The sequence below is a fragment of the Synechocystis sp. FACHB-908 genome, from assembly GCF_014698595.1.
Classification (GTDB): Bacteria; Cyanobacteriota; Cyanobacteriia; order Cyanobacteriales; family Microcystaceae; genus Synechocystis.
This window is the reverse complement of sequence record NZ_JACJTH010000045.1, coordinates 29,982-41,271: the sequence shown is the minus strand read 5'-3', so window position 1 is coordinate 41,271 and position 11,290 is coordinate 29,982. Positions and strand designations below refer to the sequence as shown.

At 48.1% G+C, this 11,290-nt stretch carries 13 protein-coding genes and 1 pseudogene; 1 reads left to right on the top strand and 13 read right to left on the bottom strand.

The window, feature by feature from the left end:
* A partial coding sequence (locus tag H6G46_RS17640) for a transposase (RefSeq protein WP_190759818.1) occupies positions 1–132 on the top strand: 132 nt, incomplete at its 5' end.
* Between the two features lie 299 nt (positions 133–431).
* Here the strand turns inward: H6G46_RS17640 and H6G46_RS17635 are convergent.
* The 13 genes and pseudogenes from H6G46_RS17635 to H6G46_RS18570 form a co-directional block, all read right to left on the bottom strand.
* Positions 432–1,142 carry a SprT family zinc-dependent metalloprotease gene (locus tag H6G46_RS17635; protein ID WP_011153817.1) on the bottom strand — a complete coding sequence of 237 codons (711 nt, stop codon included), beginning with the start codon at positions 1,140–1,142 and terminating at the stop codon, positions 432–434.
* A complete protein-coding gene (locus H6G46_RS17630; RefSeq protein WP_041428293.1) occupies positions 1,132–1,470 on the bottom strand; it encodes a hypothetical protein in 339 nt (112 codons plus the stop codon). Before H6G46_RS17630 ends, H6G46_RS17635 begins: the two co-directional genes overlap by 11 nt.
* A 46-nt stretch (positions 1,471–1,516) precedes the next feature.
* Positions 1,517–4,486, bottom strand: a complete 2,970-nt coding sequence (locus tag H6G46_RS17625) for a type I restriction endonuclease subunit R (RefSeq protein ID WP_011153818.1) — start codon at positions 4,484–4,486, stop codon at positions 1,517–1,519.
* 5 nt (positions 4,487–4,491) lie between these two features.
* Entirely contained in the window at positions 4,492–5,538 is a 1,047-nt protein-coding gene (locus H6G46_RS17620; protein ID WP_011153772.1) for a macro domain-containing protein, read from the bottom strand.
* Between the two features lie 16 nt (positions 5,539–5,554).
* Positions 5,555–6,193 carry a DUF4433 domain-containing protein gene (locus H6G46_RS17615; RefSeq protein WP_011153773.1) on the bottom strand — a complete coding sequence of 213 codons (639 nt, stop codon included), beginning with the start codon at positions 6,191–6,193 and terminating at the stop codon, positions 5,555–5,557.
* A 38-nt stretch (positions 6,194–6,231) separates the two neighbouring features.
* Entirely contained in the window at positions 6,232–6,411 is a 180-nt protein-coding gene (locus H6G46_RS17610; RefSeq protein ID WP_011153774.1) for a hypothetical protein, read from the bottom strand.
* Positions 6,408–6,944, bottom strand: coding sequence for a zeta toxin family protein (locus H6G46_RS17605; RefSeq protein WP_041428288.1), 537 nt, complete (start codon positions 6,942–6,944; stop codon positions 6,408–6,410). The genes H6G46_RS17610 and H6G46_RS17605 overlap by 4 nt, the downstream gene beginning before the upstream one ends.
* Positions 6,937–7,227 carry a nucleotidyltransferase family protein gene (locus tag H6G46_RS17600; RefSeq protein WP_011153776.1) on the bottom strand — a complete coding sequence of 97 codons (291 nt, stop codon included), beginning with the start codon at positions 7,225–7,227 and terminating at the stop codon, positions 6,937–6,939. The genes H6G46_RS17605 and H6G46_RS17600 overlap by 8 nt, the downstream gene beginning before the upstream one ends.
* Positions 7,224–8,618: a restriction endonuclease subunit S gene (locus tag H6G46_RS17595; protein ID WP_011153777.1), complete on the bottom strand. Its 1,395-nt coding sequence runs from the start codon at positions 8,616–8,618 to the stop codon at positions 7,224–7,226. The genes H6G46_RS17600 and H6G46_RS17595 overlap by 4 nt, the downstream gene beginning before the upstream one ends.
* Entirely contained in the window at positions 8,615–8,965 is a 351-nt protein-coding gene (locus H6G46_RS17590; protein ID WP_011153778.1) for a DUF5615 family PIN-like protein, read from the bottom strand. Before H6G46_RS17590 ends, H6G46_RS17595 begins: the two co-directional genes overlap by 4 nt.
* A complete protein-coding gene (locus tag H6G46_RS17585; RefSeq protein WP_011153779.1) occupies positions 8,949–9,173 on the bottom strand; it encodes a DUF433 domain-containing protein in 225 nt (74 codons plus the stop codon). Before H6G46_RS17585 ends, H6G46_RS17590 begins: the two co-directional genes overlap by 17 nt.
* Before the next feature lie 50 nt (positions 9,174–9,223).
* The gene (locus H6G46_RS17580) at positions 9,224–10,672 is read right to left on the bottom strand and encodes a class I SAM-dependent DNA methyltransferase (RefSeq protein WP_199303653.1); all 1,449 of its coding nucleotides are present in this window, start codon (positions 10,670–10,672) and stop codon (positions 9,224–9,226) included.
* 96 nt (positions 10,673–10,768) lie between these two features.
* Positions 10,769–11,191, bottom strand: a pseudogene (locus H6G46_RS18570) (type I restriction-modification system subunit M N-terminal domain-containing protein); the annotation flags it as partial.
* Between the last annotated feature and the right edge of the window lie 99 nt (positions 11,192–11,290).

Sequence of the window (11,290 nt, the reverse complement as noted above, 5' to 3'; positions counted from 1 at the left end):
CTTTTTTTGCCGAAATATTCTCCTGATTTAAATGATATTGAGCATGACTTTAGTGCCTTGAAACGAGCTAGAATGTACGCTCCTATTGACACGTCTCTTGATGAAATTATCCGTTCTTACTGTGGCGTTTAGCGTCTCAGCTTTATTTGAAACTACTATAATTTTAGTGATGAACTAAACAAACTATCGGTTCAATCATTAATTGAACTAAGTCATCCAGTAATGTCATTGGATAGACAATTAAACCTACTATCAACAGTGAAAAGTATCAATGCTAAAAGCAAAGATATTCTAGATTCAGACCCAGAGGAGATAACACTCAAAGAATTTGAAAATATTATTAGTATTTATCTCAAAGTCATAATGTTTAATCGGGGTCTTCTATACGAAGAAGAGTTTGGCGACATTGATATTGACTCCTAAAGCCCTGCTCACCCTAGGGGTAAGCGGTTAAGCTCATCTCTATAGTGTTGCCACTGCGGGTAAAAGCTATCTATGAATCCCCAGAAGCGGTCATTATGCTTAGGTTCTAGTAGATGGGTCATCTCGTGAACTACGACGTACTCTAGGCAGGCTGGGGGCTTTTTTGCTAACTCTAGGTTGAGCCAAATACGCTGAGCCCTGGGGTTACAGGTGCCCCAGCGGGTCTTCATTCGTTTAACTCCAAATTCACGCACTTCGACTCCCATAACGGTCTCATACTTAGCAATGAGACCAGGGACTACATCTTTGATTTGTTGACGGTACCATTCACTGATCACTTGGTGGCGCTTCTCCTGGGGGGTGTGGGGACGAACATAAAGATCCAAAGTCTTGGGAGCAAGGTTTACTTTTGGTGGTGCTTGGTGCTCCACCACTTTCAACAGGTAACGTTGACCCCAGACAAGATGACTTTCCCGGTTTACATACTCCCTAGGGGCTTCCCTTTCCTGGGCTAGGATCCTACGGCGTTGTTGTCTGATCCAAGCAAGCTTAGAAATGATAAAGACTCGCACTGTATCAGGGTTCATGGTCAAGGGTGCCGATACTCGCACTTCTCCTTGGGGAGGATGAACTGTTAGATGCACATTTTTAATCCCTTTGTAGGTAATGGCAACGGTCAGTTCTCCCAAGTGCAGAGTGGTGGTGATGCTAGTATTCATCCTGCTGTTTAACAATGTTAAAAATCTGCTCCACTCTGTCCACATCATTCAGAACTTGGTATAGAGCTTGTTTGATCAGGTTTTCCTTGGCTTGATTGCCCCGAAAGCCATCGCTTTTACTACTCATTACTGCCTGGTGTACTTTGAGGGTCAAGATTTCGTCCTGTCCTAGGTTATTGTAAAGGGCACGCTTGGCGGGAGTGTCGATCGCCTTGGGAGTATCGTCGGACTGCCCTGTTGCTACTTTTCTGACCAGAGTGGCAAGCTCTTGTAGATAGGCTTCATAGTTGAGGGCGTTCTGTTTACGCTGACGAATAATCTCATCCAAGAGGATGGAAGCTCAGGGGCCAATTTAGTACCTGAAGCTTTTTACATCAACCTGCTTCCCAGTTTTCCCGGTAGGTTGCACCAAAGATGGTGTCGCCCAGCCATTTCTTGAAGGACTGATTATCACTAAACTGCTTGAACAACTCTGTGTGGTCAGCCAACAATTCAATCATCACCCGCTGTAGGGCAGCATCATGTTCGATTCTGGCAGTCCTCTTGTCGTTGTTCCTCATGGCATTCTGATAGGCTACGTCCGCCGCTACCTTGGCTGGAATCTCCTCAGCGATGACCCGACGAATCTTGTCATTGTCTTTCCAATTAATGTTTCCGAACTGATCATTGAAAGCCTTGATGATGTTACTTAACTGGTCTAGGTCTGCCTCCGGTTTACTGCCCCCGCCGGCGGTTGGCACAGGTTTAATCTCGGCATCCTCATCTGCTAGGTCGATCTTCAGACTAGTTTTTAGTTCAACACGGTAGCTATCCATGTCGATCGCCTCTAGGATGCCCCGGGATAGATCCTCTTCTTTGGGGGCAGGGAGCTTGGGAATGAGGAAGTTGAGGAAGATGGATAGTTTTTCCCAATCGGCATTGGAGTAGGGCAGGATTGAGGCAAGGAAGCCGTAGGTGCGGACAAAGGCCTTCGCCTTACCCTTGAAGTCCACTTGTCCATCTTCATCGAGATCTGCGTTGTAGGCGGCTACGCAGGCATCCAAAACTGGGTCAAGCCTATCCCGATCTGCACCGTTCAGGTACAACTCCACTAGATACTGGATTTGCTCCTGTGTATAGACCTGGTGGCTGTCCAGATCTGCCTTCAAGTCATGGAGCTTGTTGGGGTCGGTCTCATTACTGAGGATGGTAGTGCGGTAATAGGGGTCAAAGGACGATTGGATAGTGCCTGAATCGTTGTAGAAATCCAGCACGAAGGTGTCGTACTTCTGGGGATGGGCACGGTTAAGTCGAGAGAGTGTCTGCACCGCTTTGATACCGGAGAGGGCCTTATCCACATACATGGTGTGTAGTAGGGGCTGGTCGTAACCGGTCTGGTACTTGTCGGCGACGATGAGAAAGCGGTAAGGGTCTTCCTCTATCTTGTCGGTGATCTGACTACTAGGGAAGCCGTTGAGGGTGGCTTCTGTGACCTTCTGCCCTCCGTAGTCATACTCTCCAGAAAAGGCGACGATCGCCTGGTAGGGGCTTTTCCGTTCCCGCAGGTAGTCTTTGAAGGCGTAGAAGTACTGGATAGCTTGCCCAATACCGTTGGTGATGACCATCGCCCGAGCCTGCCCACCAATCTTGCCGTGGTTGATTACTTGGGTGTGGAAGTGGTCCACCATGATCTCGGTCTTCTCCCGGATGGCATGTTGGTGGGATTCCACATAGCGGCGCAGTTTCTTTTGGGCTTTCTTAGCATCGAAGAGGGGGTCATCCTCCACCGTCTTGGCTAGGCGGTAATAGCTCTCCACGGGGGTGTAACTTTTCAGCACATCGAGGATAAAGCCCTCCTGGATAGCCTGCTTCATGGTGTAGCTATGGAAGGGGTAATGTTTGACAGTGCCATCGGGCTGGGGGGCGGGCTGACCGAATATCTCCAGGGTCTTATTTTTAGGAGTGGCAGTGAAGGCGAAGTAGCTGGCGTTGGTAACCATTTTCCGTCCCTCCAAGATCCGGTTGATCTTGTCCTCGGTAGTTTCTTCTTCCTCTTCGTTGGCAACGTTGTAGGAGGCTGTTCCTTCCAGCACCCGGTTCATGGCGGCAGTGGTTTTGCCTCCTTGGCTGGAGTGGGCTTCGTCAATGACAATGGCGAATTTACTCTGGCGATGTTCGTCCCCGATTTCGTTGAGGATGAAGGGAAACTTCTGCACCGTGGTGATGATGACTTTCTTGCCGTCTTTGATAAATTGGCGTAGGTCGCCGGAGCGTTCTGCATGGCCCACCGTGGCGGAGACTTGGGCAAACTGTTTGATGGTGTTGCGAATCTGCCGGTCCAGTACCTGGCGATCGGTCACAACGATGATGGAGTCGAATAGGGCTTTGCCATCCTGCTCTAGTCCCACTAGTTGATGAGCAAGCCAGGCAATAGAGTTACTCTTACCGCTACCGGCTGAATGTTGGATCAGGTAACGTTTCCCCACTCCATCTTGCTTAGCCGTAGCCAGAAGCTGACGCACCACTGTCAATTGGTGATAGCGAGGGAAGACCTGCTTAAGCTTCTTCCTGCAGGTCTTTTCGTCCTTCTCCTCCACTATCTGAGCGTAGTTTTCTAGGATGTCGGTCAGCCCCTCTTTGGTAAGGACTTCTTTCCACAGGTAGTCAGTGGCAATGCCGTTAGGATTGGGAGGATTACCTGCCCCGTCGTTGTGACCTTTGTTGAAGGGTAGAAACCAAGAACCCTTACCAGTCAGGTGGGTACAGAAGCGTACCTCATGGTCATCCACTGCAAAATGCACTGCACAGCGACCAAACTGCAATAGCAGTTCCTTGGGGTCTCGATCCCTTTGATATTGCTCTACTGCGTCCAGTACAGTCTGCTTGGTGAGCCGATTCTTTAGCTCGAAGGTGGCAATGGGTAATCCGTTGATGAACACGGCCATGTCCAATGACAGAGCCGTCTCCACTGAGCTGTAGCGGAGTTGGCGGGTGACACTGAAAATGTTGTTACTGAACCGTTCCACTGCTTTAACGTTACCAGGGGTAGGGGTGCCATAGAAAAGCTCTACGTGGGCAGGGCCATGCCTGATACCAGTCTGCAATGCGTCCACTACACCCCGTTTGGCAATCTCCCCCTGTAGCCGGTGCAAGAACTGGGTACGCTTGGGGCCTTCTCTGTTGATGCCAAGTACCCCATAGGTATCGGGCTGGGTTGTCTCTAGAAATTCCAACAGCTTCACCAGGTCAACGGCATGTTCCCTGTCGTAGTCTTTAGGGTCGCCCAGAACATAGCCTGCCTCATTGACCAAGGAGTTAACAATTATGGTTTCTAGGCCCTTCTCGCTGGTGTCAGTGGTTTTCATTGAAGTTAATAAGGACGATTAATCCAGCCCTTTTTGTTCAAAACATTGACTGCTAGCTCGATTTGTCTTTGGGTGAATTGTTGCTTACGCTGGTTCCATGCGTAGGTGCGATCAATAACATCAGACAAAGAATTGACTGGTTCATTCTTGACTATCCAGTGCACGGTTGACAGTAGTTCTAAACCGAAAGGAGACTCAAATCCTTCCACTAAATCGGTCACTTTCTCAAACCTAGTATGGGTTTCTGGATAATCCTGTAGGAATGTAGTTGCTTTCTCAATTGCATTGGGCAGTAGGGCTATGGGTTTATTGGGTTGATCACCCCCATCTGCATATCCGGTGATGAGATGTCCTTCAATAACATTCAGGACATGGCGCAGGTTTTCGGCGTAAGGGCCGTAGGGCGCTTTTGCATACCTGAGTTGCAGGAATTCCCCTGACTCTTGCATAAAATACATTAGCTTGTGTATTTCTAGCAGAGTGATAAAGGGATCTAACAAACCTTGGAGATATCGGCTGACCAACTCAACTAACACAGCTCTACCAGGGGTCATCTTTGGCGCACGAAGACTCTGTACCGTTTTTGCTTGGGATAGTTCACCATGGGGTTCATAGAGGATAATCTGTACGTTATCAAGAGGCTTGAGGATTACTTCAATGCGGGTTTTAACTTCAGCCCAATCAAGGCCCCCCAACCCACAACCTAAGGGGGGAATGGCGATAGAGCGAATCTTGTATTTCTGTATAGTACATTTAAGGGCTTTTAGTCCGTTTTCAATATCATCTATACGGCTATGGGTACGCCAGTGACGTTTGGTTGGAAAGTTGATGATAAAGCGAGGGTTTACCAGTTGTCCGGTTTGAAAGACAAACATTTCGCCGGGCTTAACTTTTTCCTCTTTACAAGCCTGGGCATAGGCTTTGAAGTTCTCTGGGAAGGCTTTCTTGAACTGTAGCGCGATCCCACGGCCCATCACGCCCACACAGTTGACGGTGTTGACCAGGGCTTCGGTATCTTCTGTTAGGATGTTGCCACTTTTACATTCAAACATTAGCGCCTCCTCCAGATTAGTAATACCAGTCCGGTCGAACCTCTACCTGTGGATGGTGTCCTCCTGTGGGCAGAGCTTTGATAACTTGATCATAAATTACTCGTGATTTTACCCCGATACGCTCGACAAGATGCCATGGAAAAGTGCTTTCCACCAAAAACTCTGCCTGCTTGCCCTCTTTACAGGTCTGCCAATTAGTCGCTTGCACGGCGGCCCAGTCAATTTCGTGTAACTGCGCTAAGCTATTGCGGTCTTCAAAGTAAGATGACCCAGCATTGGAGAGGGTGAAGGCCCAGCGGAGGTTGTTTTGATCTGCCCAGTTCACAGCTTGGATTAAATCTCCCTCCAGGTGAATAATCGGTTCCTGTCCTCCCTGATAGGTCAACTCTGTATTCTTTTTGTGGATCAAAAACAACATGATGGAACGTGGACAAAAGTAGAAAGGCACACATTGGCCTACGTACAAACTTGGATGGCTAGTCAAGGTTAATTCCTTCAACCGCCGTTGCTTGATTTTGTTCATCCCGATGGTTGTCCCTGCCGGATTCCGTTGAGAGATCGCCGCATCGCACCACAGACACCCATCAGCAATAATTGAGGGCAACCGATCCACATGGACAATGTGGTAAATCTTAGGCTGAGCGGGAACGGTCATTCTTCGTCCTCTGTTGCTAGTTTTTAGCCGCTGTAAAGTTAAGAATCTGGCAGTTCTTCGACGATTTCACCGTCTTTGAGGATTATCACTCCGATTCCAGCCTGTTTAGCCCTCTCCCGTGCCCTCTGAGCGGCCCGTCTTAGAGCTTTCTCTGAGCCTAGGATGTCGGGATCTTCTTCTCTGTTGCGAGCATTAACATTACCCTGTTGATTGGTCATAACTTACCTCCTTTGTTAATAAGCACAGGTTCATTGCCTGAGTTGTCATAGCAGACCCATTCATCAACTATTAGTTTGTAGAGAGTCTCCAGGTTATGTAACCCGGCGGCAAAGCGTCGGCGGATAATGGCTTCAGGAACATGATGCCCCCCAGCTCGAACACGTTGCGCCACCCGGGCAATGGCTAGCTCAGGAGATAGTAGTTGAAGAAAGAAGAGCTTGACGATGTAACTCTGGGCCTGCCAGGTAGGAATAAGACGGGCGTAACTACGTCCACTTAAAGTTGTCTCAAAGGCAAAGTTCTGCCCCCGCTGGGCATGGTTGTAGATCTCCTCTAGCATTAGTCTCCCAGCTCGAAATGCGGCCTGTTCTGGTTCAAAGGGTGCTAATCCAGCGGCGATGAGATCGGCGTTGATAAAGGTTAAACACTGGGCTTCCTGGGGTAAGAATTCTTCAGCAAAGGTGGTTTTTCCTGCTCCATTGGGGCCAGCGATGATGATGACTTTTTTTTCTGGTGATGCTGGCTCAGACATATATTCTCTCCCGTTCCACATAGGGATGTAGCTCTGGTCTGAGGGCTTTTTCTGTTACTAAGTCCACCGCACAACCTAACAAATCTTCCAGATAAAACTGCACCCCGAAGTATCTATGGGATGTGGCAGGGCCATCGAAGCCAACAAGAATATCTACATCACTATGGGGGCCAGCTTCATCCCTTGCAGTGGAGCCAAACAGTGCTAACCGAGTAACACCAAACCTGGCTTGTAAGTCCGCTTTACTTTGGCTCAGTAATTGCAGGACAGATTGGCGTTTCATTCGTCCTCCTCCTGCACTAGGTCATCATCCACCACCTCGCTTTTGTCCTCTAGGGTTAGGAGGTCTTCTTCGGTAATTTCTGGTACTTCAATGTCCCGTACATCCACCTGGCCGGTGACCACATCGGACATTAGCCGGGTATAATATTCCTGTATGAGTTCGATTTCACGCTCGGCACGGCTGACGGCAGAATCTGTTGTTTTTGTCTGTTCTTGAACGTAAGATAGTATTGCTTGCTGTTCGCTTATTGGTGGTACTGGAATCTTAAAAGACATCAAAGTCGAATCAGAGATATTTGGTTGTGCTCCGCCATAACAGAATATTGTTACTTGCTTTAAGTAAACCTCAGAACTAAGTATAAATAGTAAATAATCCTGAAAGCATTTAGATTCAAAGGAGCGAAACGAGCAAACACGCTGATTTAACAGTGCCTCTGTTTGATGTTGATACTTTGCAACTTTCCCAATAGTTGCGCCGGTCATAGCCATTAAAAGATCTCCGTATTGAATCTTAAAACAACTAAAATGGGTAAGGTCGGACTCCTGGAGTTTGACGGCTTGTTTTATATCAACTAAACCAGAATGTTTTAAGTCTCCGATCCTTATCAAAGGAATTCCTACAGACTTGTAATGATCACTCTTGAAAGCATATCCAGTTTTGACACAAGCAATTCGTTTCAGTTTTAAAAAACTCCAATACTCTGGAATATCCCCTATCCACTTTACGCCACTAGGTTTGAGCTTAACATTAGGATCTAACCCACGAGTCACAGCCTGGTTGATGATGTTTTGCTTCTGCTCCTTGAGTAGTTCTATCAGCCGCCGCTTGTTGCGTATGAATTTGTTGATCTGAACTTGAATTGATTGTAGATATTTGTTGATTTTACTTTGTTCACTTTCTGGTGGAGCTAGAAGAGGTAATCGTTTAAAGTCGCTAAAAGATAGGTTTTGGCGAAGTCCCGACCCCATGCCGTAATAAATTTTCATCAAGTCATACCCATGCAACAGCAAATGGGCATAGTCTGGATTGAACTTTTCTTTAGTTTCCAGACAAAGATAGGCTGAGGTAATAATCCCCCTATTTCTTACCTTTCCTACACGAAGACTCACTTTGTCATTTTGAAGATCTGTGCCTCTAATAATGATATTGCCAGGCTCTGCAATCTGATAAGTTTCAAAAGATTCAGGTACTAAGCCATGAAGTTTCTCGGGTGGTTTGACAACTATTTGTCCATAACTCAGCGACAGAACGGTCGATTCTTTCATGCCAGTATTCTTTTCCTTCCGTTCTGACAGAAAGGCAAAACCTGGTTTTATGTCCCAATGTGCTGGAATCTGTCCCAGCCAAGACACGCCAGAATCCTTATATTCGGGATAGGGCTTCAGTTTCATCGCTCCACCTCTCCAACATTTTGTTCTGCTCCAACTTCAACAACTTGGCCAGAAGTGATTGTTCTCAGCACATCCCGGACACCAGGAATTAAAGGTACTAAATCTGCCAATCGATTGCTAGGGGCTATCAAAACAATAACAGCTACATCCATTTGCTCTAAATTCTGCTGATACCTTAGATTCTGGTCTGTGGTTAGGAGAACTGTAAATCCCTCCTGATTCATCAGCCGCAACAATGCACCATTCTTTTTACCCGACCAGCCCATTTCTGTCACAGTGCGGATCTCATAATCGGCTAATTCCCGTTTAAGAGGGCGGGGGGCGCATTCATCAAGCAGGATTCGCATAGGCAGTTAGCATTTGCTTAGCTAGTTCGAGAATGGCGATCGCCTGTTGACGCTGAACGCTAGGAAAATGATCTAGAAACTCATCCAGAGGATCCCCTGCTTCCAGGTAATCAAGCAATGTTTTAATGGGCACTCTGGTTCCGACGAAGACCGGGACTCCCCCCAGAATATCAGGGTCACTGTGCATTACTCTGGCTGTGGTCACCATAACCAATGTCCTCCTTCAACCTTTCCTTCTTAATCTTAGCTGTGATAATCCTAAGCATTCCCAACAATTTGTTCCAACAAACCCTCAGTTTCCTGCTCTAGGGCATAGATATCCGCTTTGATCTCATCCAAAGTCCGCATGGGCACAGGCTTATAAAAATGACGGGTAAAGGAAACTTCATAGCCTATCTGGGTCTTGCTAGCCTCGATCCAGGCATCCGGGGTGTAGGGTAACACCTCCCGTCGAAAGAACGCCTCGATGCCCCCATCCTCCAACAACGGAATCTGCTCGCTGTCCCGTAAATTACTATCGGGTTCATACTCCACCACACAGGGCTTGCCGCCAATCTCCACCTCGAACAAACCGTGTATAGGATCAGGCCGGGTTCCCTTCTTGTGAATCTTCTTGATAATCGGTACCCCTTCTTCGGTAACCCTACCTTCACTTTTGAACGCCTTAATTTCGGCGGCTTTGTAAACCCGCTGGGGATCTGCCCCCTCCACCCGCAAAGGGCGATCGACAGTCACCTTCCAGTAGCCGAAAGCTTGATTGGGAAAGATCTTCGATTTCTCTGTCTCCCTCGGATTGACCACCAGGTCCACAATAGTTTGGATCTGTTCCTCGGAAAGCTCACAATTCTTCTTACCGAGGTTACGGCGTAAGGGTACATACCACTCCGTCCCATCAATGAGCTGAACCTTACCCCGACGCTCCTCGTTCTTACGGTTGCTTAACAGCCAGATATAGGTGGCAATACCGGTGTTGTAGAAGATATTCTCCGGCAGGGCAATGATAGTCTCCAACCAGTCGTTTTCAATGATCCAGCGGCGGATATTACTTTCTCCCTGGCCCGCATCCCCAGTAAAGAGGGACGACCCGTTGTGTACCTCAGCAATACGGCTACCCAAGCGGGTGTTGTGCTTCATCTTAGCCAGCTTATTGACCAAGAACATTAACTGTCCGTCTGAGGAACGGGTAATCATCTTGTAGTCAGCTTCATCCCCATGCCGGGTCACAAACCGTGGGTCTTTAATGTCTCCCTTGCCCCCCAGGCGCTCCAAGTCAGTCTTCCAGCTTTTACCGTAAGGAGGATTAGAGAGCATGAAGTCAAATTCCTGGGACGGAAACGCATCACTGGAAAGGGTGGAACCGTACTTCATATTCTCCGCTTCCGCCCCTTCCCCCTTCAGCAGTAAATCCGCCTTGGAAATGGCGTAGGTTTCTGGCTGTACCTCCTGTCCAAAGAGGTGAATAGAGACCTCCTTACCTTGATTTTGAGCCAGTTCAGCTAGCCTCTCCTCCGCTACCGTTAACATCCCCCCAGTGCCACAGGCACCGTCATAGACGAGATAGGTACCGGATTCAATTAAGTCACCAATGGACAGAAAGATTAGGTCAGCCATGAGCTTGACCACATCCCGGGGGGTGAAGTGCTCCCCTGCCTCATCGTTGTTCTCTTCGTTGAAGCGGCGGATTAGTTCCTCAAAGATAGTGCCCATGGAATGGTTGTCCAGGGCTGAAAGCACCTCGTTACCATCTATGTCTTGCACCGGCTTAGGGCTGAGGTTGACACGGGAGTCGAGAAACTTTTCCAACAGGTGCCCAAGGATGTCCGCCTCAATTAATGTTGGAATTTGGTTACGGAACTTGAACTTATCGAGGATCTCCTGAACGTTCTGGGAGAACCCATCCAGATAGGTCTCAAAATCAGCCTTTAGTTGCTGTTGCTTGGCACGGTTCTTCAAGTCCCGCAGGGTAAAGGGGGAGACATTGTAAAAAGCCTCCCCGGAAGCCTGACAGAGGGCGGCATGTTGATTGGCGATCGCCGCACTATCCAGTTAACCCTTCATGGTCAGTACCTTTTCCTTACTCGGCTCCAGAACTGCATCTAGACGACGGATCACTGTCATCGGCAGGATAACATCACGGTACTTGCCCCGCACATACACATCACGCAACACATCGTCAGCAATGCCCCAGATGAAATTGACAATGTTGTTGTGGCTAACTGGGTTCATAAATTCGGGTTTTTGTAGTGAACTGATAGGATGCTGCTATTGCTACATTCACTGTCCTATGTTTCAGGCAAGAGCGTATCCCGTCCTATCCTACCCTTG

What these genes read in the sequence shown, in the direction of transcription:
- H6G46_RS17635 (WP_011153817.1), bottom strand. Translation starts at nt 1,142, where the DNA reads ATGAATACTAGCATCACCACCACTCTGCACTTGGGAGAACTGACCGTT.
- H6G46_RS17625 (WP_011153818.1), bottom strand. Translation starts at nt 4,486, where the DNA reads ATGAAAACCACTGACACCAGCGAGAAGGGCCTAGAAACCATAATTGTT.
- H6G46_RS17620 (WP_011153772.1), bottom strand. Translation starts at nt 5,538, where the DNA reads ATGTTTGAATGTAAAAGTGGCAACATCCTAACAGAAGATACCGAAGCC.
- H6G46_RS17615 (WP_011153773.1), bottom strand. Translation starts at nt 6,193, where the DNA reads ATGACCGTTCCCGCTCAGCCTAAGATTTACCACATTGTCCATGTGGAT.
- H6G46_RS17610 (WP_011153774.1), bottom strand. Translation starts at nt 6,411, where the DNA reads ATGACCAATCAACAGGGTAATGTTAATGCTCGCAACAGAGAAGAAGAT.
- H6G46_RS17605 (WP_041428288.1), bottom strand. Translation starts at nt 6,944, where the DNA reads ATGTCTGAGCCAGCATCACCAGAAAAAAAAGTCATCATCATCGCTGGC.
- H6G46_RS17600 (WP_011153776.1), bottom strand. Translation starts at nt 7,227, where the DNA reads ATGAAACGCCAATCTGTCCTGCAATTACTGAGCCAAAGTAAAGCGGAC.
- H6G46_RS17595 (WP_011153777.1), bottom strand. Translation starts at nt 8,618, where the DNA reads ATGAAACTGAAGCCCTATCCCGAATATAAGGATTCTGGCGTGTCTTGG.
- H6G46_RS17590 (WP_011153778.1), bottom strand. Translation starts at nt 8,965, where the DNA reads ATGCGAATCCTGCTTGATGAATGCGCCCCCCGCCCTCTTAAACGGGAA.
- H6G46_RS17585 (WP_011153779.1), bottom strand. Translation starts at nt 9,173, where the DNA reads ATGGTGACCACAGCCAGAGTAATGCACAGTGACCCTGATATTCTGGGG.
- H6G46_RS17580 (WP_199303653.1), bottom strand. Translation starts at nt 10,672, where the DNA reads ATGGGCACTATCTTTGAGGAACTAATCCGCCGCTTCAACGAAGAGAAC.